Origin of the sequence: Terrabacter sp. Root181 (genome assembly GCF_001428505.1) — a bacterium.
GTDB lineage: Bacteria > Actinomycetota > Actinomycetes > Actinomycetales > Dermatophilaceae > Terrabacter.
The window spans coordinates 642,785-666,390 of record NZ_LMHU01000001.1 but is presented as its reverse complement, the minus strand read 5'-3'; the positions used below and the strand labels follow the sequence as shown (position 1 = coordinate 666,390).

Genomic DNA, 23,606 nt, shown 5'->3' with positions numbered 1-23,606 from the left:
CTCTCGTGCTCCGACGCCTGACCCTCGCCTGCGCCACGGCCGCCCTCGCCCTCCCCCTCGCCGCCTGCGGTGGCAGCACTCCGGCCTCGTCGCCCGAGGCCGCCGCGCACCCCGGCTGGGCCGTCGTCGCCGAGCTCGTCTGCCCGTCGAGCGGTGACTCCGAGGGGTCGCTGGCCGACCACCGGATCACGTGCACGGGCGCCCAGGGCAAGCCTGTGGAGGCCGCGTTCTACGACCAGTCCGTCGAGCTCGACCGTCGCGTCAGCACCTTCGAGTGCAAGCCCGGCGTGAAGTCGGTGGCCGGCAAGGACTGGATGGTCCCGGCCGTCAGCGACGAGCAGGTCGTGGCCAAGCTGCTCGACGCCGGTGGCATCAACCTCTGCTGAGAGCCGGTCAGTCGAAGTCCCGCAACGCCCGGTTCTCGATGTCGCGCAGGACCTCGTCGGCACTCGCCGCGCTCACGTCACCGCGTCGACGCGCGTCGAGCACGTGCCGGCGCTCGGCATCGCTGGCACGTCGCAGGACGGACTCGAGTGCCCTTCCCCGTCGGGCGTGCTCGTCGTCGCGCGCCCGGGCGGAGGCGATCGTCTCCTGCGCCGAGAGGTACCCCTCGTACTGCGCGATCGCGGCACGACGGACGTCCTCGTCGAGGGACGCCTCCTCCTGCCTGATCCGGGCCAGACCTGCCGTGGTGGCGCGCATCCGCAGCTGCGCGATCTCGGCCGTCTCGTCGACGTCGCTGCCGACGCGGAGGTACGTCGTCAGAGGGGTCAGCGTCAGGCCCTGCACGACGAGGGTGACCAGCACCACCACGAGTGCGACGGTGACCACCTCGTCGCGGGCGGGCAGCGGCTCACCCGTCGCGACGACGGTCGGCAGCGCGACGGCCGTGGCCACGGTGACGACACCGCGCATGCCCGCCCAGGCGACGACCGTCGACTCCCGCCAGCCGGTGGGCAGGGGGGAGTCGCGACGCCGGGCCCGAAAGCGGGCCAGCCACGCGGCCGGATAGATCCAGGCCGCCCGGAAGACGATGATCGTGCCGACCACGAGGGCGGCCAGACCCATGGTTCCCGAGCTCGTCTCGGTGGAGCGGATCACCGCGACGAGCTCGAAGCCCAGCAGCGCGAAGACGAGGCTGGTGATGAGGAAGTCGGAGAACGACCAGACGGCGCGGCCGAGGAGCCAGCCCGCCGAGGTGGTGGCGTCGTGTCCGAAGGTGCGCAGGTAGAGACCGAGCACGAGGACGGCCAGCACGCCTGACCCGTTGAGGTGCTCCGCACCCACGTAGGCGACGAAGGGCACGAGCACGGTCACCGTCGTCTCGGTGTAGCCGTCGTGGATGCGGCCCAGCACGATGGTGGAGAGATGTCCGAGCACGAGCCCGACCAGCACGCCGAGCACGACCGCCTCGACGAGCTCGACCGCCACCTCAGCCCGGGTGATGTCGCCCGTCACCGCGGCCACGATGGCGACCTTGTAGGCGACGAGGGCCGTCGCGTCGTTGAACATCCCCTCGCCCTCGAGGATGGTGACCAGCCGGTGCGGCAGACGAAGCCGACGAGCCACGGCCGTCGCCGCGACCGGGTCGGGTGGGGACACGATGGCACCCAGCACCCAGGCCACCGCCCAGGGCAGCCCCGCCGCGTGGGCCACGACGGCCACGACGGCCACCGTGGCCAGGGTCAGGCCGACCGCGAGCACGAAGACGGCACCGGCGTGCTCCCTGAACTCGTTGACGGTCGTGCGCTGGGTCGCGGCGAAGAGCAGCGGGGGCAGGACGACGGGGAGGATGAGAGCGGGGTCGAAGGACAGCGGGTTGGCCGGCGTCACCCACGCCAGGAGCAGGCCGAAGATCGTCAGCAGGACCGGCTGCGGCACCCGGATCCGGTCGGCCAACGGAGTGAGCACGATGATGCCAACCACCACCACGAGGGCCAGCACACGTCCGTCCACCCTCGCACCCTAGAACGAGGACGGACCCGCGCCCCGGTGCGCGAAGGGACCGAACCACGTGAGCACGGTGTTGACGACGACGAGTCCAGCCACGACCAGCGCCCACGCGACCGGCAGGACCACGAAGGCCGCACCCACCGCACCACCGAGCACGACGACCTTCGTCAGGACGCCGAGCACGGGCACCTGCACGACGGCCCGTGGCGCCGCGAAGAGTCCCCAGAGGGTGACGGCGGCCGTCGGTACGAGGACCCCGCCGAGCACGTGGGCGGCGGTGGTGGTCCCGAGCGTGGCTCCCCAGACCGCGAGCAGGACGACGGCCAGCACCTCGACGCCGAAGGCCACGACGTCATTCGCGTTGACGCCGGCGACGGAGCGCGCGGTCACGGGTCCGGCTCGTCGAGGAAGGCGTGCGTGAGGTCCGCGAGCTCGCGCGCCGACTCGGTGTTGACGAGGGCTCCGGCGCCGTCGATGACCTGGAGGTGGGCGGTCGGCAGGTGCCGCGACAGCTCCTGCGCGGCGGCGATCCCGGCCTTGTCCCTCGACCCGGCGACGACGAGCACGGGCGCCGTGACCGTGCGCAGCGACTCGGTGCCGTCGAAGCCCTTGAGCGCGTCGAGCACGGCGAGCATCCGCGGACGCGAGACCCCCGCGTCCACGAGCCGGCCCTCCGGCACGAGCCGCATGGCGAGGCGCTGCATCCGCAGCGCACCCCTGCCGGGCCGTACGAGCGCGCCGCCGAGGACGAGCCGTCCGACGAGCTCAGGCCGCTCGACGGCGAGGCGCAGCGCGACGCTCGCGCCGACCGACACCCCGACGAAGTCGGCCTGCCGCACGCCCTGCAGCTCGAGCTCGTCGGCGACGCCGGACGCTGCCGCCCCGAGGTCGAAGCCGACGGGGTCCTTGGGCTTGAGGCCCTTCATCCACGGCGCCGTCATCGGGCGTCCGGCGCCGTAGGCCGACACGAAGTCCTGCCACGCGATCGGCGACTGGCCGAGGCCGTGGAGGAGGACGAGCGGACGGGGGCGGTCACCCGGGTCGGGAGCGGACGGCATACGAGAGCCCTTCAGCTCCAGTCGAGGACGACCTTGCCGCACTGGCCGGACCGGGCGGTCTCGAAGGCCTCCTCCCACTGCTCGGCGGGGAAGCGGTGCGTGATGACCTGCGCGACGGCCGACCGGAAGCGCTCGGACGTCGCGATCATCTGCGACATGGCGTACCAGGTGTCGTACATCTCGCGGCCGTAGATGCCCTTGAGCGTGATCATGTGGGTGATGACCTTGCCCCAGTCGAGCTCGTAGGACTGGTGCGGCAGGCCGAGCAGCGCGATGCGGCCGCCGTGGTTCATGTTGGCGATCATGTCGGTGACGGCCGGCGCGGCACCCGACATCTCGAGCCCGATGTCGAAGCCCTCCTTCATGCCGAGGTGGGCCTGCGCGTCGGCGAGGCTCTCGCGCGTCACGTTGATCGTGAGGTCGGCGCCGGCGTGCTCGGCGAGCGCGAGGCGGTAGTCGCTCGCGTCGGTGACGACGACGTAGCGGGCGCCCGCGTGGCGCGCGATCGCGGCCGCCATGACGCCGATCGGGCCGGCGCCGGTGATGACGACGTCCTCGCCGACCATCGGCCACTGCAGGGCGGTGTGGGTCGCGTTGCCGAGCGGGTCGAAGACGGCACCGAGGTCGGGGTCGAGGTCGGCGGGCTGGATCCACGCGTTGCTCGCCGGGATGACGACGTAGTCGGCGAAGGCGCCGTCGCGGTTGAGGCCGATGCCCTCGGTCCGGATGCAGAGGTGGCGTCGGCCGGCCCGGCAGTTGCGGCAGCGGCCGCACACGATGTGGCCCTCGCCCGACGCGCGGTCACCGATGGAGACGCCCGTGACGTCCTCGCCGACCTCGACGACCTCGCCGTAGAACTCGTGGCCGATGACGAGCGGCGGCTTGACGGTGGACTGGGCCCAGTCGTCCCAGCCCGCGAGGTGCAGGTCGGTGCCGCACAGGCCCGCCCGCAGGACGCGGATCTTGACGTCGGCGGGCCCGCACTCGGGCTCGGGACGGTCGACGAGCGAGAGGCCGGGGCCTGCGGTCAGCTTCGTGAGTGCGCGCACGGGGAGAGTCTGCCACTGCCGATAATGGGAGCGTGCCCCCCTCCGCCGAGAGCCCCGCACCGAGCCCCGCACCGGGCCCCGCACCGAGCCCCGCACTGAGCCCCCGGGTGGCCGCCGCCGTCGCGCGGCTGCGGTCCGCCGGTGAGCGCGTCACCCCGGCGAGGTATGCCGTCCTGCACGTCCTCGACGCCGCCGGCCTCGCCGACGAGCACCTCACGGCCGAGCAGATCGGCACGCGGGTGGCCGACGTCGAGCCGAGCGTCCACCGGGCCACCGTCTACCGCACGCTGACCTCGCTCGCCGAGACCGGCGTGCTCTCGCACGTCCACCTCGGCGGGTCGGCCACGGTCTACCACCTCGCCGACCCGGAGCCCGAGCACCACCACGAGCACGGGCACGCCCACGTCCAGTGCCACGTCTGCGGGCGTGTGCTCGACGTGGCACCGGACGTGTTCGACGGGGTCGCAGCGCGGCTGCGCGACGACCTCGGCTTCGTCCTCGACACCGGCCACGCCGCGCTGCTCGGCACCTGCCGCGACTGCCGGACCCCCTGACCGACCGTCAGACGGCCCGGAGGTCGAGGAGGTAGCCCTGGGCAGGGCCCATCACCGGGACCGGCAGCCCGACCCGGCTCAGGATGGCACCGGGCACGACGACGCCGTCGTCGCCGAGCGCCCCGTCCCACCAGGACGGCGGCGTGTTCTGCACGACGGCAGGGAGCCCGGCCTCGGGACGGACGCGGACGGCATACGACCGGCTGGGGTCGAGGCCCGGCAGGGGCAGCGCCCCGGTCACCGCGTCGCGACCGGTCACCAGCCTGGCGACCGTGTAGGCCGCCCGGCGGCGGTCCGCGTCGACCGTGCCCGTCACGAGCACGGTCCCGTCGGGGCTCTCGGACCGCACGAGGTCACCGGTGTGCAGCAGCGGCCGCAGCTCGCGTGCGAGCGCCGTCCACGCCGTCAGCGCCTCGAGCTCGTCGTCGGAGCACTGCGTGATGTCCCACTCGAGGCCCGCGTGGCCCTGGAGGGCCATGAGCATGCGGAAGCCGAGGTCGACCGTGCGGTGAGTCGTGTGCGCGGTCGCCGGGCCGACGTGAGTGCCCATGAGCTCCGCCGGCACGAGCAGGCTCGTCCAGCGCTGGATGCTCGCACGCTCGAGGGCGTCGTTGCAGTCGCTCGTCCAGATGCGGTCGGTGCGGTCGAGCACGGCGAGGTCGACGCGCGCGCCGCCACTGCTGCACGACTCGATCTCGAGCCGCGGGTGGCGGGCCCGCAGGTCGTCGAGGAGCCGGTAGAAGGCGAGCGTGTGCGCGTGCACGGCGGGGGCGTCGACGAGCCGACCGGACGGGCCGTCGACGGTGTGCACGGCCTCGAGGAGGTCGCGGTTGTGGTCCCACTTGATGTAGTCGATGCCGATGTCGGCGACGAGGCCGCTGATCCGCTCGAGCAGCTGGGCGGAGGCGTCGTCGTCGGTGAGGTCGAGCAGCTGCTGCCAGCGCCACTCGCGCGGCGAGCCGGCAGCCGGGCGCAGCACCCACTCGGGGTGCTCGCGCACGAGGTCGCTGTCCTCGTTGACCATCTCGGGCTCGAACCACAGCCCGAACTCGAGACCGAGGCCCTTGACGTGGTCGACGAGCGGGCCCATGCCGTCGGGCCACACGTCGGTCGAGACGACCCAGTCGCCGAGCCCGGCGCGGTCGTGCCGCCGGCCGCCGAACCAGCCGTCGTCGAGGACGAAGCGCTCGACCCCGATGCGGGCGGCCGTGTCGGCCAGGGACTTCAGCTGCTCGAGGTCGGTCTCGAAGTAGACGGCCTCCCACGTGTTGAGCACGACGGGGCGCGGGCGCGACGGGTGAGCGGGACGGGCGCGCAGGCTGCGGTGCAGCCGTCGGGACAGGCCGTCGAGGCCGTCGGTCGAGTGGACGAAGACGACGGTCGGGGCGGCATACGACTCCCCCGGCGCGAGGCGCACCTCGCCGGGAGCGAGCAGCTCGCCGCCGCCGATGACGGCGTGGTGGCGCCCGGCGCCCTCGGGCAGCGCCTCGACGAGGTGCTCGTGGTTGCCGCTCCACGCGGTGTGCACGGCCCAGACCTCACCGGAGCGCCAGCCGAAGCCGGTCGTCCCGGCCATCATCAGCAGGGTCGCGTCGTGCCCGGTGCGCCCGCGGCGCGACGCACGCAGGTGGGTGCCGTGGTCGAGTCGGCTGCGCTGCGGTGAGCGCTCGCGGCACCAGCGGCCGGTGAGGTCGAGCACCTCGTCGGCGCGCACGGGCAGCGGCAGGATCGCCCGCAGCGCCGACACGTCGAGGGGTGCGGTCTCGTCGCTCGTGTTGGTCACCGACGCGTCGACGCGGAGCACGCCGTGCTCGTCGAGCGCGTGCCGCACCTCCAGGCGTATGCCGTCCGGCGAGCTCGCGCGCGTCACGACGGCGCCGTCGGTGGCATCGCACGTCACGTCGCCCCAGCGCACGGCGCCCGCGGCACCGGCCCGGTGCCCGGACCAGCCGGGCGTGCCCGACCAGCCGTCGGCCTCGCCGGGCAGCACGGTGAGCGGCCACGGCACGTCGAGCGCACTGTGGGTGACGGGCGCCGTCGTCACGGCGGACAGGGCGGCATACGTGCTCGCCCCGCCCTCGAGCGCGGGGCCCCAGTGGACCACCTCGGGCAGCCCCGAGCCGCCGGGACGCGGCTCGAGCACGAGCGCGGTCCCGGCGGACTCCAGGTGGACGGTGGACGGTGCGGACTGGTCGGTCAGGTCGGTCACGTCATCCCTTGGTCGCGCCGAGCGTCAGGCCGGCCACGAAGTGTCGTTGGAGCACGAAGAAGATGACCAGGGTCGGGATCGCGACGATCATCGACCCGGCGGCCACGAGGTTGTTGTCGGTGAAGAACTGGCCCCGCAGGTTGTTGAGCGAGCTCGTCACCGGGAACTTGTCACCCTGCTGGAGCAGCACCGTGGCCCAGAAGAACTCGTTGTAGATCCACGTCGTCTGCAGCACCGCGAGCGCCGCGAGGGCCGGACGGCAGAGCGGCAGCGTGATCTGGAAGAACTGCCGGCTCACGCTCGCACCGTCGATGACGGCCGACTCGTAGAGCTCCTTCGGCAGCGCCTTCATGTAGTTGCTCAGCACGAAGGCGCAGAAGCCGATCTGGAAGGCCATGTTGACGAGGATCAGGCCGACGAAGCTGTTGAGCAGGGTGCCCGAGTCGCTGATCCACAGCGGCACCTCGATGGCGCGGAACATCCGGTAGACCGGGATGAGCAGCGCCTGGGGCGGCAGCAGGTTCGCCGCGAGGAAGAAGCCCAGCAGCGCGAGGTTGAACCTGTACGAGAAGCGCGCCACGACGAACGCCACGCAGCACGACAGGAACAGGGTGAGGATGACCGCGGGGATCGTGATGATCGCCGAGTTCATGAAGTGCAGGCCGAAGTCGGCCTGCTGCCACGCGTTCGTGTAGTTGTCGAAGGTGAAGCCGCCCCACGAGACGTAGCCGTTCTTCGCCGTGAAGGCGTAGTCGCGGAACGAGTTGACGAGGGCGAGGAGCAGCGGGAACAGCCAGATCAGCGAGATCAGGGTGAGCATGACCGGCAGCAGCCAGCGACGGCCGGACTGCGGGCCCCCCTCGCGCGGCTTGAGCAGTGCCTCGCTGCGCTCCTGGACCGGGTCGGCGGTGACGGACATGTCAGTCCTCCTTCATGGCGATGCGCAGGTAGACGAAGACGAGCACGCTCGAGATGAGCAGCATGATCGTCGCGAGCGCCGACCCGAAGCCGATGCGGCTCGCCTCGCCGACGACGTTCTGTGTCACGAGGGTCGAGATGAGCTCGAGGCCGTTGCGGCCCTTGTTGATGACCCACACGAGGTCGAAGGCACGCAGCGACTCGATGAAGGTCACGACGAGGACGATGATGTTGATCGGCCGCATGACCGGGAAGACGACCTTGAAGAACGTCTGCGACTCGCTGGCACCGTCGATCTTGGCCGCCTCGCGCAACGACGGGTCGACGCCCTTGAGGCCGGCCAGGTAGAGCAGCATGATGTAGCCCGCGTGGCGCCAGCTCGCGGCCACGAGCGCGGCCCACAGGTTGACGTTCGGGTCGCCGTACCAGTCCGTCGTGCCACCCGTGATCGCGTTGATCAGGCCCTGGTCACGCGAGTAGATCAGCTGCCAGATGAAGCCGATGAGGGCCAGGGACAGCACCACCGGGAGGTAGATGCTCGTCTGGTAGAACCGCGTGCCGGCCACGCCTCGGTCGACGAGCACCGCGAAGAGCATGCCGAGCGGGGTCGCGACGAGGAACATCACGGCGAGCCAGATCAGGTTGTGCTGGATCGCCGGCCAGAACGGCGGGTAGATCGTCGCGATGTCCCGGTAGTTCTGCAGGCCCACCGACTTGATGCCGGAGAGCGGCCCGATCCCGTCCCAGTTGGTGAAGGAGAGCAGGACCGAGCCGATCGCCGGCAGCCAGACGAGCCACAGGACGATGAGGGTCGGCACGATGACCATGAACGACACCACGACCTTGTCGCGTGTCGACAGCTGGTCGATACCTCTGTACTTGCGCTTGCTCGCCATGGCGGCTCGCCTCCCGTCAGGAACCGAAGATGCTCTTCTTCTGGGCCTCGATGCTGGTGAGGAGACCGTCGATGTCCTTCGGGTTCTTGATGAAGCTCTGGATCGCCGGGATCATCACCGTCGAGGCGAAGTCGGGGCGGGTGTCGCGGTCCATGAACTGCGCGATCGACTTGGCCGACTTCACGTACTCCAGCGACTTCTTCTGCAGGGCCGTGTAGCCGCTCGTGTCGGCCGTCTGGTTCGTGGCGATGACGCTCGGGTCGGCCTTGAGCGCGAGCAGCTGGGCCTCGGGCTCAGAGATGTACTTGAGCAGCTTCTTGGCGGCGCCCTCGTTCTTCGGCTTGGCGCTCATCATGTAGCCGTCGATGGGCGCCTCGATGGCGTCGGTGCCGATCGTCGAGTCGATCTCCGGGAAGGTGAAGAAGTCGAGGTCGTCCTGCTCGGCGCCCTTGCTGAACTGCTGGGCGAGGAAGGAGCCGAGGACGTACATGCCGGACTTCTTCTGCTGGAGCGACTGCGCCGCCTCCTGCCACGTGCGACCGAGCGAGTCGGCCTGGTGGAGGGGCAGGATGCCGGCCCAGGTGTCGAAGACCTTCTTGACCTTGGGGTCGGTCCAGGCCTCCTTGCCGGCCATCAGGCTGACGTGGAAGTCGTAGCCGTTGACGCGCAGGTTGATCTGGTCGAACGTGCCCATGGCGGGCCAGCCGTCCTTGTCGCCGAAGGCGATCGGGGCGAGGCCGTCCTTCTTCATCTGGGCGCCGAGGGCGTTGAGGTCATCGAGGGTCTTGGGGACCTCGTAGCCCTTCTCCTGGAAGACGCTCTTGCGGTAGAAGACTGCCCACGGGTAGTTGGTGATCGGCACGAAGTACTGCTTGCCGTCGGCGGCGGTCGAGGCCTTCTTGAGGGCGTCGGGCATGCCGGTGATGTTCTTCCACACGTCGGAGATGTCGCCGACGAGGCCCTTCTCCGCGAAGAACTGCATGCGGTAGCCGGCGAACCACGTGAAGACGTCGTCGGGCGAGCCCTGCAGGTAGTTGTTGATGTTCTCCTGGAAGGAGTTGTGGTCGACGGTGTTGATCTTGACCGTCGTGCCGGGGTTCGCCTTGGAGAAGGCGTCCATGTAGGACTGGACGGCGGCCTTCGGCACGGCGTCCGACTGGTTGGAGCCGACGGTGACGGTGCCGGTGACGGCCCCCGTCGGCACGCCGGTGCTGCCCGTGCTGTCGGAGCTGCACGCGGCGAGGCCGCCCGCTCCGAGCAGGGTGCCGACGCCGAGGGCGCCGCGCAGCAGGGTCCGACGGTCGACGCCGCGGACGGAGGGGGGAACCATGCGGGCCAGGTACTCGGCCTCGCTCGAGGGGCGGGTCATTGCGGTCTCCTTTGACGCTGTGCCGGGTTCGTTGTCGACAGGAGGCGACAGAGTCGAACATCTGCCACCAGAAACCTTCAACAACAAACAGAGGATGTCGGCGCCCGGTGGCGCTGTCAAGGGATTCGTCCAGACCCACAGACGTCCGCGACCGAACCGAGACCTCGAAACAGCGCTGACCTCCGGTTTTACACCGTTGTAAAGGGATTCGCGCCCTCTGCGAGGCCACGTCGCCGGACGGCGGACATCGGCCCCTGCGGCGTCCCACAGCGCGAGACCGCCACGCGACGTCCGAACATCGCCACGTCCGATGTGTTTGAAATTGTTGACATCGCGTCGAACGAGGAGACACCCTGTGTCCCATGCGCTCATGGCCGACGAAGACCCTGGCACTCGGTGGCGACTACAACCCCGAGCAGTGGCCCCGCCACGTCTGGGACGAGGACATCGAGCTGATGCGGCGCGCCAACGTGTCGTTCGTCAGCCTCGGCATCTTCTCGTGGAGCTGGCTCGAGCCGGCCAAGGGCGAGTACGCGTTCGAGTGGCTCGACACGATCATGGACAAGCTCTACGCCGGCGGCATCGCCGTCGACCTCGCGACCGCGACCGCGACCCCGCCGCCGTGGCTCTCGGCCGCACACCCGGAGATCCTGCCGGTGGACGTCGACGGCCACACCCTGTGGCCGGGCAGCCGGCAGACGTGGTGCCCCACCTCGCCGGTCTTCCGCGAGTACGCCGTCGCCCTCACGCGGCAGCTGGCGACCCGCTACCACGAGCACCCGGCCCTCGCGATGTGGCACGTGTCCAACGAGTACGCGTGCCACAACCTGCCGTGCTACTGCGACGAGTGCGCCCGGCACTTCCGCACCTGGCTCCGACGTCGCTACACCACGCTCGAGGTGCTCAACGACGCGTGGGGCACGGCCTTCTGGAGCCAGCGCTACACCGACTGGGAGCAGATCCTCCCGCCGCGCCGGTCGACGACGTTCAACAACCCGACCCACGTGCTCGACTACAAGCGCTTCAGCTCCGATGCCCTCCTCGACCACATGTGGGCCGAGCGGGCCGTCCTCGACGAGCTCTCCCCCGGCGTCCCCGTGACGACGAACTTCATGACGCTCGACCACTTCCGCCACCTCGACTACTCGCAGTGGACCCCCACCGTCGACGTCGTCAGCACCGACCACTACATCGTCGACGCCCTCGAGCACCCGCGCGCCGAGCTCGCCTACAGCGGCGACCTGACCCGCGGCCTCGCGGACGGCGCGCCGTGGATGCTGATGGAGCACTCGACGAGCGCCGTCAACTGGCAGCCGACCAACCACGCCAAGGACTTCGGCCAGACGATCCGCGACGCCCTCGCCCACGTGGCCCGCGGCGCCGACACCATCGGCTGGTTCCAGTGGCGCCAGTCGCGCGCCGGCTCCGAGAAGTTCCACAGCGCCCTCGTGCCGCACGCCGGCCCCGACAGCGCCCGCTTCCGCGAGGTCGAGGAGCTCGGCCGCATCGCCGGTCGCCTCGGGGAGCTCGTCGGCAGCCGCGTCGACTCCCGCGTCGCGATCCTCCATGACTACCAAGCGATCTGGGCCGCCGAGGGGCCCTGCATGCCGAGCTCCGAGCTCGACGCCCTGACCGCCGCGCAGGCGATCCACCGGGCGCTCCACGACCGCGGGGTCACGGCGGACGTCGTGCACCCGTCGGCCGACCTCACGGCATACGCCCTCGTCGTCGTGCCGCAGCTCTACCTCGTCACCGACGCGCACGCGGCCGCCGTCTCCGCGGCCGCCGAGGCCGGCGCTGAGGTCCTCGTCACGTACTTCTCCGGCATCAGCGACGACAACGACCACGTCCGGCTCGGCGGCTACCCGGGCGCGTTCCGCGACCTGCTCGGGGTGCGCGTCGAGGAGTTCTTCCCGCTCGGCCCCGACGAGAGCGTCGCCCTCGCCCACGGCACCGGCACGTGGTGGAGCGAGGACGTCACCGCCCTCCCCGGCACCGACGTGCTGGCGACGTATGCCGCCGGGCCGCTCACCGGCCGACCCGCGGTCACCCGTCGCGCGGGCACGGGCAGCGCCGGATCCGCTTGGTACGTCAGCACACTCCCGGACGACACCACCCTGGGCGCCCTTCTCGACGACGTCCTGGACGCAGCCGGCGTCGAGCCGACGGTCGCGGACCTCCCCCGCGGCGTCGAGACGACCCGGCGCCGCGGCGGCGGCAGCTCGTGGCTCTTCCTGCTCAACCACACCGGTGCCGAGCAGACCATCACCGCAAGTGGGTACGACCTCGTCGCGGACGCCCCTGTCGACGGCAGCGTCCGCCTCGCCCCCGGTGGCGTGGCCGTGCTCAGGGAGGACTGACGATGCTCGCCAGCCAGCGGCGGTCCGTCATCCTCGAGCTCGTCGAGGAGTCGGGTGCCGTCAAGGTCTCGGACCTCGTCGAGCGCCTCGGTGTCTCGGACATGACGATCCGTCGCGACATCGAGCGCCTGTCGACCGACGGCCTCCTCGAGCGGGTCCACGGCGGCGCCCTGGCGCTCGGCGGCACCCGGAGCAGCGAGGAGCCCGGCTTCTCGGCGAAGTCCCTGCTCCAGCTCGCGCAGAAGCAGGCCATCGCCCGCGCTGCCGCGCAGCGGGTCGAGGTCGGCAGCGCCATCGGCATCTCGGCCGGCACGACGACCTACGAGCTCGCCCGCGCCGTCAAGGACATCCCGCAGCTGACGGTGGTCACCAACTCCGTGCCGGTGGCCCAGCTGCTCCACGAGTCGGGAGCGCCCGGCCAGACGGTCGTGCTGACCGGTGGGGTGCGCACGCCCTCCGACGCCCTCGTCGGCCCGGTCGCGGTGTCGGCCCTGCGCAACCTCCACGTCGACCTGCTCTTCCTCGGCGCGCACGGCGTCGACGGCCGCACGGGCCTGACCACACCCAACCTCGTCGAGGCCGAGACCAACCGCGCCCTCGTCGCGTCGGCCCGGCACGTCTGCCTGCTCGCGGACTCCTCGAAGTGGGGCACCATCGGCCTCAGCACCTTCGCCGACCTCGCCGACGTCGACCTGTTCGTCACCGACAACGCCTTCCCGGAGCGCGCGCGAGACGCTGCGCGCGAGAGCGTCGGCTCCCTCGAGATCGTGGAGGCATGATGCCCACCGACAGCCGGACGGCCGCCCGCTTCACGACGAGGCACCTCGCCGACGGGCGCGAGATCATCTACGTCGACGAGCCCGGCACGCCCGAGCGCACCGCCGTGGACCCGCGCCCGGTCGAGCCGCGCGTCCAGTCGGGCGAGCTGCGCCACGACGCCCTCGTCGACGACTCGGTGGCGGTGGCCGCGCACCGCCAGCACCGCACCTTCATGCCGCCCAAGGACGAGTGCCCGCTCTGCCCCGCCGGGCACGGCTCGGCGCCGTCCGAGATCCCCGAGCGCGACTACCAGGTCGTCGTCTTCGAGAACCGCTTCCCGTCGTATGCCGTCACCTCCCTCGGTGCCGACGTCCCCGACCCGACGGGGATCTTCGGCACCCGTCCGGCTGTCGGCCGCTGCGAGGTCGTGTGCTTCACGAGCAACCACGAGTCGTCGTTCAAGGACCTCCCGGTCGACCGGGTGCGCACCGTCATCGACACGTGGGCGCAGCGCACCGCGGCCCTCGGCGCCCTGCCCGACGTCGAGCACGTCTTCGCCTTCGAGAACCGTGGCCGCGAGATCGGCGTGACGCTCCCGCACCCGCACGGCCAGATCTACGCCTACCCCTACCTGCCCGACCGCACCAAGGCGCTGCTCGACGCGGCCCGCCGTCACCACGAGCGCACGGGCCGGCTCCTCGGCGCCGACATCCTCGCCGCCGAGCGCGCCGACGGCTCGAGGGTCGTCGTCTCGGGGACGCACTGGACGGCATACGTCCCCTTCGCGGCGCGCTGGCCGGTCGAGGTGCACCTCGCCCCCCACCGCGACGTGCCCGACCTCGTCGCGCTCGACGACGACGAGCGCGACGAGCTGGCCGTCATCTACCGCGACCTGCTCGGTCGCCTCGACCGCTACTACGTCGCCGAGGACGGCTCGCCCGTCACGCTGCCCTACATCGCCGCGTGGCAGCAGGCCCCGGCCAGGACCGGACGGGACGTCTCGCGGCTGCACCTGCAGCTCATGTCGGTGCTGCGCGGCCCGGGGCGGCTGAAGTTCCTCGCCGGCTCCGAGTCCGGCGTCGGTGGCTGGGTCAACGACGTGGCGCCCGAGAAGGCGGCTGCCCGCCTGCGCGAGGTCGCCCGGTGAGCGAGCGCACCCCCGACGAGGTCGTCGAGTCGGTGTGGCGCGCGTTCGAGCGGAGGTTCGGCGACGCCCCCGCGGGCGTGTGGTCGGCGCCGGGCCGGGTCAACCTGATCGGCGAGCACACGGACTACAACGGCGGCCTGTGCCTCCCGATCGCCCTGCCGCACCGGACGTATGCCGCCGTGTCCCGACGCGACGACGGCGTCCTCCGGATGGCTTCCGCCCAGCAGGACGGCGTCGTCGAGGTCGCCCTCGACGACATCTCGCCCGAGCAGCCCGGTGGCTGGGGCTCCTACGTCGCGGGCGTCCTCTGGGCCCTGCGCCGCGACGGCCTCGACGTCGACGGTCTCGACGTCCTCGTCGACTCCACCGTGCCGCTCGGTGCGGGCCTCTCGAGCTCCGCGGCCCTCGAGTGCGCCGTCGCCGCGGCGGCGAGCGACCTCTTCGACCTCGACCTGCTCGGCTCGGCCGAGGGCCGCGCACGCCTCGCCGCACGCTGCGTCGAGGCCGAGAACGTCATCGCCGGCGCCCCGACGGGCGGCATGGACCAGTCGGCCTCGCTGCTCTGCGCCGCCGCCGCCGCGCTCCTGCTCGACTGCCGGTCGGGCGAGACGCGCCAGGTCCCCTTCGACCTCGACTCGGCGGGCTACGTCCTGCTCGTCACCGACACCAGGGCCGAGCACGCGCTCGTCGACGGGCAGTACGCCGCCCGGCGCGAGGCCTGCGAAGCCGCCGCCGAGGACCTCGGCGTCGAGACGCTGCGCGAGATCGACCCCGCCGGGCTCGAGGCCGCCCTGGGGCGGCTCGGGTCCGACGAGGTGCGGCGCCGGGTGCGCCACGTCGTCACCGAGATCGAGCGCGTCACGCTCACCGTGGCGGCTCTCGAGCGCGGCGACCTCGACGAGGTCGGGCGGCTCTTCGACGCCTCGCACGCGTCGCTGCGCGACGACTACGAGGTGTCGTGCGAGGAGCTCGACGTCGCGACGCAGACGGCCCGCTCGCACGGTGCACTGGGTGCCCGGATGACCGGGGGCGGCTTCGGCGGCTCGTGCATCGCCATCGTCCGCGCCTCCGACGCCGACGCCGTGACCGCGGCGGTCACGGCAGCCTTCGAGGCCGAGGGCTTCACGCCCCCGGTGTCGTTCACGGTGACCGCGTCGGGTTCCGCCGACCGCGACCGCTGAGGCTGCGCGCTCACTAGGGTGCGTCCATGACCTCGGCGACGCCGCCCACGACGAGCCCCGCCCTGCCCGCTGCCGTGCGGCGGGGCTACGGCCTCGGTTCGGTGGCGACCGGGTCCTTCGGCACGGTGCCGGGGCTGCTCCTGCTCCCCTACCTCACCGACCGGCTCGGCGTGCCGGCCGCAGCCGCCGGGGTCATCGTCTTCGCCCCCAAGGCCTGGGACGTCGTGCTCAACCCGGTCGCCGGCCGCATCAGCGACCGGTCGACCCATCCCGACGGGCGGCGCCGGCCCTTCCTCATCCGCGCCGGCCTGCTGCTCGCCGCGGCCTTCGCCCTGCTCTTCCTCGGTCCGACCGCGCCGCAGTGGCTCGCGGCCGGGTGGGTCGCCGTGGCCTATCTCGCCTGCGCGACGGCCTACAGCTTCTTCCAGGTGCCCTACGTCGCGATGCCGGCCGAGATCACTGACGACTACGACGAGCGCACCCGGCTCATGACGTGGCGGGTCGCGATCCTCGCCCTCGCGATCCTCGTCAGCGGCGGGGCGTCACCGGCCATCCGGGACGCGTTCGGTCCCGACTGGGGCTACCGCGTCGTCGGCTTCTTCGTCGCCTCCCTCATCGCCCTCGGGGCGTTCGGCGCGTGGCGCGGCACCCGGTCGGCGCCGGTCCGCATGGGCGCGCCGACGAGCACCACCTTCGGCGACCAGCTGCGGATCATCCGCTCCGACAAGCCGTTCCGGCTGCTGCTGACGACGTTCGTCCTCCAGGCGCTCGCCACTGGGGCGATGCTCGCGGGAGTCGACTACGTCTCCCGCTGGATCATCGGCACCCCGCTGTCCGCGACGCTGCTCTTCGTCTGCTTCGTCGCCCCCGCCCTCGTCGTGACCCCGCTGTGGCAGCGCCTAGGGACGAGCCGGGGCAAGAAGCCGGGCTACCTCGTCGCCTCGCTCCTGCTCGGCGGCGGCGCCCTCGCCCTCGTGCTGCTGCGCTCACTGCCCGAGGGCCTCGTCTACGCGTGCGTGGCCGTCGTGGGCATCGGCTACGCCGGCGCCCAGATGTTCCCGCTCGCGATGCTCGCCGACGTCGCGAGCCGCACGGAGGAGTCGCGCACGCGCGTCGGCCTCTACACCGGCGTGTGGACCGCGGGAGAGACGCTCGGCCTGGCGCTCGGACCGGCCACGTATGCCGCCGTGCTGGCCCTCGGAGGCTACGTGTCCTCCACGGGATCGACCGTCCCGCAGTCGGAGTCGGCCCTGGTCGCGATCGGGATCGGCTTCTCCCTCGTGCCCGCCGTCCTCGTCGCGCTCTCGTTCCTCTCCCTCCGAGCCTTCCCCTCCCCTGGTTCGATGTATTCCGCGATCACAGGTGACAGCCAGATACCTCGATCCGAAGGAGATGGATCCCTGTGACGATGGACCACGACGAGATCCGGGACGCCCTGCAGGCGATGCGCGCCCGCGACCTGCCGACCCACGGCGGGCGCACCCTCGCCTACGTCTACGACTCCGGCCTGGCCTCCGCCGACGCCATCGGCCGCGAGGCCCTCGCGGCGTTCGCGTCGACGAACGGCCTCGACCCGACCGCCTTCCCGTCGCTGCTGCAGATGGAGAACGACCTCGTCGGCATCGCCGGCCGACTGGTCGACGCGCCGGCGCGATTCGCAGGTGTGGTCACCTCTGGCGGCACCGAGTCGATCCTGCTCGCGGTCCTCGCCGCCCGCGACGCGCGGCCCGACGTCACCGCTCCACGGATGGTCCTGCCGACGACGGCGCACGCGGCCTTCCACAAGGCTGCGCACTGGCTGCGGGTCGAGCCCGTCCTGGTCGACGTCGACCCCGTGACGAAGCGCGCCGACCCCGAGGCGATGGCGGCCGCGATCGACGACCGGACCGTCCTCGTCGTCGCCTCGGCCCCGTCCTACGCGCACGGCGTCATCGACCCCGTCGCGCCGATCGCCGCAGCAGCCGCGGCCGCCGGGGTGCGCTGCCACGTCGACGCGTGCATCGGCGGCTGGGTGCTGCCACACCTGCGCGACTCCGAGCCCGGGCAGCCTCCGTGGACGTTCGCCGTCGAGGGCGTGACGAGCCTGTCGCTCGACCTGCACAAGTACGCCTACACCCCCAAGGGCGTCTCGGTGCTGCTCCATGCGTCAGCCGACCTGCGCCGCGCGCACCTCTTCGCGTCGGCCCGCTGGCCGGGCTACACGATGCTCAACACGACGGCCCAGTCGACGAAGTCGGGCGGCCCGGTGGCCGCGGCCTGGGCGGTCGTGCACCACATCGGCGCGGACCGCTACACGTCGCTCGCCCATGACGCGCGCACGGCCACGCTCGACCTCGCAGCTGCGGTGGACGGCATACCCGGCCTGTCGGTCGCGGCTCCCCCGGACTCGACGCTGCTCTCCCTCGTCACCGACGGCTCGTGCGACGTCTTCACGATCAGCGACGAGATGCTCGACCGTGGCTGGTTCGTCCAGCCGCAGATGCGCTTCCGGGACCTGCCGGCCACGCTGCACCTCACCTTCAGCGCGGCGACGGCGTCGTCGTCCGACCTCATCGCGACCGACCTCGCCGCCGCGACCGAGGCGGCCCGCGCTGCCGGCCCGGCCATCCCGCCGGCCGAGCTCGTCGCGATGGCCGCCGCCATCGACCCCGCGACCCTCGACGAGGCCACGTTCGCGGGGCTGCTCGCCGCCGCGGGTCTCGCGGGTGGCGACGGCGGGCTCGTGCTGCCCGAGCGGATGGCGCCGGTAAACGCGCTGCTCGACGCCCTGCCGACGGCCCTGCGCGAGGTGCTCCTGCTCGGGGTCGTCGACCGGCTGGCCCGTCCGACCGGGGACGACGGAGGCGGCCACCCCGGGCAGGGATGACCGCCTCTCGTGCGGTGCTGGAGGTCAGGCGGGGATGATGAGTCCCTTGGTGGCCTTGGCGCGCTCGAGGCGGGCGGCGACGTCCTCCCAGTTGACGAGGTTCCACCAGGCCTTGACGTAGTCGGCCTTGACGTTCTCGTACTGCAGGTAGAAGGCGTGCTCCCACATGTCGAGCTGGAGCAGCGGGATCTGGCCGACGGGGATGTTGCCCTGCTGGTCGAACAGCTGCATGATGTGCGGTCGCTCGGCGAGGGTGTCCCACGCGAGGATCGACCAGCCGGAGCCCTGGATCGCGTTGGCGTTGGCGTTGAAGTGCGCCTGGAACTTCTCGAAGCCACCGAAGTACTCGGTGATCGCCGCGGCGACCTCACCCTCGGGCTGGCCACCACCGTCGGGGCTCATGTTCTTCCAGAACACCGAGTGGTTGGTGTGACCGCCGAGGTGGAAGGCGAGGTTCTTCTCCACACCGTTCACCGCGGCGTAGTCACCCGAATCGCGCAGCTCCTCAAGCTTGGCGACGGCGGCGTTGGCGCCGTCGACGTAGGCCTTGTGGTGCTTGCTGTGGTGCAGCTCCATGATGCGGGCGCTGATGTGGGGCTCGAGGGCGGCGTAGTCGTAGTCGAGCTCGGGAAGCGTGTAAGCCACTTGTCGTTCCTTTCTGGAGACCATCCGGCTCCGACCACTCTATGCCGCACCGGAACGGCGTCGACAGGGTGTCCGTGAGCACGGGCTGTGGGTCACGTACCCACTTGGCCCACCCTCCGACTTCAACCCGACTTGAGGTCAAACGGCGCAGGTCACGCACGTCCGAGGAAGGCCTCGAGCGTCTCGACCACGAGCCGGTGGTCCTCGCGCTGCGGCAGGCCGGACACGGCGATGGTGCCGACGCAGCCCACGTCGCGGACGATGACCGGGAAGGCACCACCGTGGGCGGCATACCCTGCCGGGTCGAGGCGCGAGCTCTCCTCGAAGGTCTTGCCGGCGGCGCGGAACTCCTCGCCGACGTAGAGGGACGAGTGGCCGTAGCGGTCGACGACGGCGCTCTTGCGCTCGAGCCACCCGTCGTTGTCGGCCGTCGCCCCGGGCAGCGCCGCGTGGAAGAGGCGCTGCCCGTTGCGGCGGATCGAGATCGCCACGGGCGACCCTGCGGCCCGGGCCGCGTCGCGCAGCGCGACGCCCAACGCCCATGCCGTGTCGTCGTCGAAGCGGTCGAAGACGAGTCGCGCCTCCTGGGCGGCCAGCTCGTCGAGCACCGGGTGCTCGGTCACGCGCGGGCGATCCGCCGGAACGCGAAGCCGACCAGGACGAGGACGATGCCCACGCCGAACGCCATGAACGCGACGCCGAAGGCCAGGACCGACGTGAAGAGCGAGGCGCGCAGGAACGAGCCGGTCATGACGACCTGACGGTTCGGGTCATCCTTGGGCAGCTCGGCGTACGTCTTGCCGCCACTCGCCGCGAGGGCGTGCTTCTCGATGGTCTCGGCCTCCGAGTACGCGGTCCAGGGCGAGTTCACGGGCTGCCCGGCGAACCTCGCGGCGTCCTCCGAGACGGTGATCTTCTCGCTGGCGAGCTGGGACTGCACCTGGAACCAGGTGATGCCCCCGGCCAAGGCCATGATGACGCCGATGACGATGATGATCGTCCCGATGAGGGCGACCGAGCGGAGTCGGTCGGACGTGGCGGTGATGCTGGGGCTGACGGTGCTCATGCGGACCTCCGAGGGGGTGAGTTGTCTCGAGCCGTGCACGCGCCGCCCATCCGAAGCGGCTCACGTCCACGCTAGGGCCTCAGCCCCGGACGTGGGGCCGGATGCGAATCATGTTTCGGTTCAGGCGAGTCCGAGCAGGTCGCGCACGTCGTCGGCCGTGATCGCACCGGACAGCGAGCCGCCCTCGTCGACGACGCGCTGGAAGAGGTCGCGCTTGCGCTCCTGGAGGGCGACGACCTTCTCCTCGATGGTGCCCGTCGAGACGAGGCGGTAGACCGTGACCGGGCGGCTCTGGCCGATGCGGTGCGCGCGGTCGATCGCCTGGGCCTCAGCGGCGGGGTTCCACCACGGGTCGAGGACGTAGACGTAGTCGGCCTCGGTGAGCGTCAGCCCGAAGCCGCCGGCCTTGAGGCTGATGAGGAAGGCGACGGCGTCGCCTTCGCGGAAGCCGCGCACGACCGCCTGACGGTCGGTCGTCGACCCGTCGAGGTATGCCGTGTCGAGGCCCGCGCGTGTCAGCGCGGCCTCGACGAGGCGCAGGAAGCCGGTGAACTGGCTGAAGACGAGGGCCCGGTGGCCCTCGGCGGCGAGCTCGCGCAGCTGGTCGACGAGGAACTCGATCTTGGCGGCGGTCGCCTTGCCGGCGTGGACCTCGTCGACGAGGACCGGGTCGAGGGCGAGCTGGCGCAGGCGGGTGAGCGCGGCGAGGATCGCGACGCGGTTGGACTCGGGGTCGTCGAGCAGGCCGAGGACGCGCTGCCGCTCGCGCTGGAGGTGCTGGTCGTAGATGTGCCGGTGCACCGGGTGCGGGTCGAGGGCCATGACCTGGATCTGCTTGGGCGGCAGGTCGATCGCGACCTGCTCCTTGGTGCGGCGCAGCATCAGGGGCCGGATGCGGCGGCGCAGCAGGTCGAGCAGCTCGGGCCGCTCGCCGGACTCGATGGGCTTGCGGTAGTTCTTGGTGAAGACGTCGGGCCGCGGGTAGAGCCCCGGTGCGGTGAGCGACAGCAGCGACCAGAGGTCCATGAGGGAGTTCTCGAGGGGCGTGCCCGTGACGGCGACCGTGAAGGGCGCCCCGAGCCGGCGCACGGCGACGTGGGTCTTGGCCTGCCGGTTCTTGACGAACTGGGCCTCGTCGAGCACGACCCCACCCCAGCGGACGGCGTGGAAGGCGGCGTCGTCGAGGCGCAGGACGGCATACGAGGTGATGACGACCTCGGCACCGGCCACGGTGTCGGCGAGGGTCACCCCGCGCTTGCGCTCGGTGGCGGTGACCGCGACCGCGGACAGGTGCGGCGCGAAGGTCTCGAGCTCGCCCATCCACGTGCCGACGACGCTCGTCGGAGCGATGACGAGCACCGGACCACGGGACTCGGGACCCGCGTCACCGAGCTCGCCGCGGTCGCGCGCGCGGACGAGGACCGCGATGACCTGGAGCGTCTTGCCGAGGCCCATGTCGTCGGCGAGGATGCCGCCGATGCGGGCGTCCCAGAGGCGCGCGAGCCAGCGGTAGCCGTCGAGCTGGTAGGGACGCAGGGTCGCCCGGAGGTCGGGCGGCACCTCGGCGAGCGGGCCGGACTCGAGCGACCCGAGGGCCTCGACGTTGGCCGCCCATCGCGCGCTCTGCTCGTCGACGACACCGAGCGCGACCAGCTCGTCCCAGAGGTCGGCGTGGTGGGCACTGAGGCGCAGGCCGCCGGTCTCGGGGTCGGCGATGTCGCGGGCCTCCTCGATGAGGTCGCGTAGCCGGTGCAGCTCGGGACGGTCGAGCCGGAAGAAGGCGCCGGAGTCGAGGAGCATGATCTCGTCACCCCGGGCGAGCGCACCGAAGAGCGGCTCGAAGGGCACGTCCTCGCCGTCGACCTCGACGGACACCCGCAGGTCGAACCAGTCACCGGGCTCAGCCTGCTCACGCCGCTCACCGGCGCCCAGCCGGACGACCGGCGCCGACGTGACCTCCTCGTAGTCGGGGACGTCGCCGTCGACCTCGACCGTCACGTGCTCGTCGGCCTCGAGCAGCGGCAGCGTGTCGACGACGAACCGGGCGGCGGTGAGCCCGGTGAGCACGACCCGGGGCACGAGGTAGGCGTGCCCCCCGAGGTCGGCGCGGAGGGCTCCGGGCACCGAGCGCAGCGATGTCGCGGCCTGGACCGCTGCGGACTCGGCGTCGCGGTCGCGACCGCCGACCGTGCCGAAGCGCGCCGTCGTGAAGGGCCGCGGCGTGCCGTCGTAGGCGTGCCCGAGGTCGAGGCGCAGCTCGCCGGGCACGTCGCTGACGACCCGGACGTGGACCGTGACGACCTCGGGCTCGACGTCCTCGGGCAGCTCGGGCGCGGGCAGCGGCACCTCCGACCGGACGCGGAGGCGCTGCCGCAGGCCGGGCACGACGGAGCGCAGGAAGCGCCCCCGCTCGTCGGCGGGCACGCGCAGTCCGGCGAGCGCGGAGGCGAGGGCCTCGGGTCCGAGGTCGAGGTCCTGGTCGAGCGGCACGAACGTCAGCGAGGCGTCGTCACCCTCGACCGCGACGGCGTGGACGGGGTCGCCGAGGAAGAGCCGCTCGCCGGTGGCCCCGGCCGGCATCCCCTCGATGTCGACGTCGAGGTCGAGGTCGCCGCTGCCGTCGGGGGCCCGCTTGACGAGGAGCACGAGGGCGGCGTCGTCGGCGACGTGGACCGGGCCCGTGACGCCCTCGCCGGGCAGGACCTCGATGCCGGCCGCACGGGCCTCGCGCAGGAGCGGCCAGACCTCGGGACTCGCGTCGAGCGAGAGCGGCGGCGTCGACGAGAAGTAGGTGGTGCCGCCCGAGCCGTGCCGGGCGACGTCGTGCAGGCGTCCCATGATCCGCTCGTGCTCGGGCAGGAAGCGGATGCCGGCGCGCCACTGGGGCAGCGCGTCGTGCCACGAGAGCGTGCGGTGCCACGTGCCGGCGCGGGTCCAGCGGGTGGGCCTCAGGCCGTAGCTGAGCTCGGGCACCCCACGCCGGCCGCGCGGGTCGCGGTAGACGGTGTCGACGAAGAGGCCCGCGGGCATGAGGTCGCCGCGCGGCTCGGGGCGCCCGGCGGCGGGGGACGGCTCGACCGCGCGCGGCCGGACGTGGCCGAAGACGTCGGACCAGTGCGGCGGCACGACGAGCGGGACGGATGCCTCGGCGACCGGCTCGGCGGGGACATCACCGTCGGCCGCGGGTCGTGGCTCGACGACCTTGCCCTGCGCGACGTCACGCGCTGTGAGCATGAGGGCCACGACGTGCTTGCAGTCGGCCGCGACGGGGCAGCTGCACCGCCCGCTCCACAGGTGCGAGCGGCCCTTCGGGTGCGGTCTCGCCTCGACGATCGTCTGGTAGGTCTCGCTGCCGCTGCCCTCGATGGTGCCGAGCAGCATCATCCCGTCGGGGCGGGTGGCGAGCGAGCGGACCCGACGCTCGACGGCATACGCCTGCCCGCGCTCGAAGGTGCGCGTGCCGACCTGCTGGGCGATGTCGGGGTCGGTGACGTCAGCCACCCACGTCGCCCGACCCACGCTCCACACCACCTGAGCACTCTACGTTCGCCCGCCGACACCGCCGAGGTGTCGTCC

General features: G+C 71.9%; 20 protein-coding genes. 8 read left to right on the top strand and 12 right to left on the bottom strand.

Annotation, left to right across the window (positions count from 1 at the left end; translation table 11 throughout):
• The first annotated feature begins 5 nt into the window (after positions 1-5).
• Positions 6-386 (top strand): hypothetical protein, encoded by a 381-nt coding sequence (locus ASD90_RS03025; protein ID WP_056751464.1) that lies wholly within the window; start codon positions 6-8, stop codon positions 384-386.
• A gap of 7 nt (positions 387-393) precedes the next feature.
• Here ASD90_RS03025 and ASD90_RS03020 read toward each other — a convergent pair whose 3' ends face one another.
• Genes ASD90_RS03020 through tdh form a run of 4 tightly spaced genes read right to left on the bottom strand, consistent with a single transcriptional unit; the run spans position 394 to position 4,060 of the window.
• Complete coding sequence (locus tag ASD90_RS03020) at positions 394-1,956, bottom strand: Na+/H+ antiporter (RefSeq protein ID WP_082588442.1); 1,563 nt, start codon at positions 1,954-1,956, stop codon at positions 394-396.
• Positions 1,957-1,965: 9 nt separating this feature from the next.
• Entirely contained in the window at positions 1,966-2,343 is a 378-nt protein-coding gene (locus tag ASD90_RS03015; protein ID WP_056751459.1) for a YrdB family protein, read from the bottom strand.
• Positions 2,340-3,011 (bottom strand): alpha/beta fold hydrolase, encoded by a 672-nt coding sequence (locus tag ASD90_RS03010; RefSeq protein WP_056751456.1) that lies wholly within the window; start codon positions 3,009-3,011, stop codon positions 2,340-2,342. The genes ASD90_RS03015 and ASD90_RS03010 overlap by 4 nt, the downstream gene beginning before the upstream one ends.
• A gap of 11 nt (positions 3,012-3,022) precedes the next feature.
• The gene (tdh, locus tag ASD90_RS03005) at positions 3,023-4,060 is read right to left on the bottom strand and encodes an L-threonine 3-dehydrogenase (protein WP_056751453.1); all 1,038 of its coding nucleotides are present in this window, start codon (positions 4,058-4,060) and stop codon (positions 3,023-3,025) included.
• A 32-nt stretch (positions 4,061-4,092) separates the two neighbouring features.
• Between tdh and ASD90_RS03000 the strand changes: the two genes are divergently transcribed.
• The gene (locus ASD90_RS03000) at positions 4,093-4,614 is read left to right on the top strand and encodes a Fur family transcriptional regulator (protein ID WP_235506365.1); all 522 of its coding nucleotides are present in this window, start codon (positions 4,093-4,095) and stop codon (positions 4,612-4,614) included.
• A gap of 7 nt (positions 4,615-4,621) precedes the next feature.
• On the opposite strand, the gene ASD90_RS02995 is transcribed toward ASD90_RS03000, so the two are convergent.
• From ASD90_RS02995 to ASD90_RS02980, 4 genes are read right to left on the bottom strand one after another with little or no spacing between them, the layout of a single operon-like run.
• The gene (locus ASD90_RS02995) at positions 4,622-6,823 is read right to left on the bottom strand and encodes an alpha-galactosidase (RefSeq protein ID WP_082588441.1); all 2,202 of its coding nucleotides are present in this window, start codon (positions 6,821-6,823) and stop codon (positions 4,622-4,624) included.
• A gap of 1 nt (position 6,824) precedes the next feature.
• A complete protein-coding gene (locus tag ASD90_RS02990) occupies positions 6,825-7,742 on the bottom strand; it encodes a carbohydrate ABC transporter permease (protein WP_200958521.1) in 918 nt (305 codons plus the stop codon).
• A gap of 1 nt (position 7,743) precedes the next feature.
• The gene (locus tag ASD90_RS02985; protein ID WP_056751446.1) at positions 7,744-8,637 is read right to left on the bottom strand and encodes a carbohydrate ABC transporter permease; all 894 of its coding nucleotides are present in this window, start codon (positions 8,635-8,637) and stop codon (positions 7,744-7,746) included.
• A gap of 16 nt (positions 8,638-8,653) precedes the next feature.
• Positions 8,654-10,006, bottom strand: coding sequence for an ABC transporter substrate-binding protein (locus tag ASD90_RS02980; RefSeq protein WP_056751443.1), 1,353 nt, complete (start codon positions 10,004-10,006; stop codon positions 8,654-8,656).
• A gap of 362 nt (positions 10,007-10,368) precedes the next feature.
• Here ASD90_RS02980 and ASD90_RS02975 point away from each other — a divergent pair, with 362 nt between their 5' ends.
• The 6 genes from ASD90_RS02975 to ASD90_RS02950 are packed head-to-tail and all read left to right on the top strand — an operon-like array spanning position 10,369 to position 18,319.
• Positions 10,369-12,366 carry a beta-galactosidase gene (locus ASD90_RS02975; RefSeq protein WP_056751440.1) on the top strand — a complete coding sequence of 666 codons (1,998 nt, stop codon included), beginning with the start codon at positions 10,369-10,371 and terminating at the stop codon, positions 12,364-12,366.
• 2 nt (positions 12,367-12,368) lie between these two features.
• Entirely contained in the window at positions 12,369-13,145 is a 777-nt protein-coding gene (locus tag ASD90_RS02970) for a DeoR/GlpR family DNA-binding transcription regulator (protein ID WP_056751438.1), read from the top strand.
• Positions 13,145-14,272: a galactose-1-phosphate uridylyltransferase gene (gene galT, locus ASD90_RS02965; RefSeq protein ID WP_056751435.1), complete on the top strand. Its 1,128-nt coding sequence runs from the start codon at positions 13,145-13,147 to the stop codon at positions 14,270-14,272. Before ASD90_RS02970 ends, galT begins: the two co-directional genes overlap by 1 nt.
• A complete protein-coding gene (galK, locus tag ASD90_RS02960; protein WP_056751434.1) occupies positions 14,269-15,453 on the top strand; it encodes a galactokinase in 1,185 nt (394 codons plus the stop codon). Before galT ends, galK begins: the two co-directional genes overlap by 4 nt.
• 26 nt (positions 15,454-15,479) lie before the next feature.
• Positions 15,480-16,859, top strand: coding sequence for an MFS transporter (locus tag ASD90_RS02955; protein ID WP_056751429.1), 1,380 nt, complete (start codon positions 15,480-15,482; stop codon positions 16,857-16,859).
• A gap of 2 nt (positions 16,860-16,861) precedes the next feature.
• Positions 16,862-18,319, top strand: coding sequence for an aminotransferase class V-fold PLP-dependent enzyme (locus ASD90_RS02950; RefSeq protein WP_056751426.1), 1,458 nt, complete (start codon positions 16,862-16,864; stop codon positions 18,317-18,319).
• Positions 18,320-18,343: 24 nt separating this feature from the next.
• On the opposite strand, the gene ASD90_RS02945 is transcribed toward ASD90_RS02950, so the two are convergent.
• From ASD90_RS02945 to ASD90_RS02930, 4 genes are all read right to left on the bottom strand, one after another.
• Entirely contained in the window at positions 18,344-18,988 is a 645-nt protein-coding gene (locus ASD90_RS02945) for a superoxide dismutase (protein ID WP_056751423.1), read from the bottom strand.
• 128 nt (positions 18,989-19,116) lie between these two features.
• On the bottom strand, positions 19,117-19,587 hold the full coding sequence (locus ASD90_RS02940) for a heme-degrading domain-containing protein (protein ID WP_056751421.1): 471 nt from the start codon (positions 19,585-19,587) through the stop codon (positions 19,117-19,119).
• Positions 19,584-20,030 (bottom strand): hypothetical protein, encoded by a 447-nt coding sequence (locus ASD90_RS02935; protein ID WP_056751418.1) that lies wholly within the window; start codon positions 20,028-20,030, stop codon positions 19,584-19,586. Before ASD90_RS02935 ends, ASD90_RS02940 begins: the two co-directional genes overlap by 4 nt.
• A 120-nt stretch (positions 20,031-20,150) precedes the next feature.
• Positions 20,151-23,561 carry a DEAD/DEAH box helicase gene (locus tag ASD90_RS02930; RefSeq protein WP_235506364.1) on the bottom strand — a complete coding sequence of 1,137 codons (3,411 nt, stop codon included), beginning with the start codon at positions 23,559-23,561 and terminating at the stop codon, positions 20,151-20,153.
• Positions 23,562-23,606 lie beyond the last annotated feature (45 nt).

What these genes read in the sequence shown, in the direction of transcription:
- ASD90_RS03010 (WP_056751456.1), bottom strand. Translation starts at nt 3,011, where the DNA reads ATGCCGTCCGCTCCCGACCCGGGTGACCGCCCCCGTCCGCTCGTCCTC.
- ASD90_RS02990 (WP_200958521.1), bottom strand. Translation starts at nt 7,742, where the DNA reads ATGTCCGTCACCGCCGACCCGGTCCAGGAGCGCAGCGAGGCACTGCTC.
- ASD90_RS02985 (WP_056751446.1), bottom strand. Translation starts at nt 8,637, where the DNA reads ATGGCGAGCAAGCGCAAGTACAGAGGTATCGACCAGCTGTCGACACGC.
- ASD90_RS02980 (WP_056751443.1), bottom strand. Translation starts at nt 10,006, where the DNA reads ATGACCCGCCCCTCGAGCGAGGCCGAGTACCTGGCCCGCATGGTTCCC.
- ASD90_RS02975 (WP_056751440.1), top strand. Translation starts at nt 10,369, where the DNA reads ATGCGCTCATGGCCGACGAAGACCCTGGCACTCGGTGGCGACTACAAC.
- ASD90_RS02970 (WP_056751438.1), top strand. Translation starts at nt 12,369, where the DNA reads ATGCTCGCCAGCCAGCGGCGGTCCGTCATCCTCGAGCTCGTCGAGGAG.
- galT (WP_056751435.1), top strand. Translation starts at nt 13,145, where the DNA reads ATGCCCACCGACAGCCGGACGGCCGCCCGCTTCACGACGAGGCACCTC.
- ASD90_RS02955 (WP_056751429.1), top strand. Translation starts at nt 15,480, where the DNA reads ATGACCTCGGCGACGCCGCCCACGACGAGCCCCGCCCTGCCCGCTGCC.
- ASD90_RS02950 (WP_056751426.1), top strand. Translation starts at nt 16,862, where the DNA reads ATGGACCACGACGAGATCCGGGACGCCCTGCAGGCGATGCGCGCCCGC.
- ASD90_RS02945 (WP_056751423.1), bottom strand. Translation starts at nt 18,988, where the DNA reads ATGGTCTCCAGAAAGGAACGACAAGTGGCTTACACGCTTCCCGAGCTC.
- ASD90_RS02935 (WP_056751418.1), bottom strand. Translation starts at nt 20,030, where the DNA reads ATGAGCACCGTCAGCCCCAGCATCACCGCCACGTCCGACCGACTCCGC.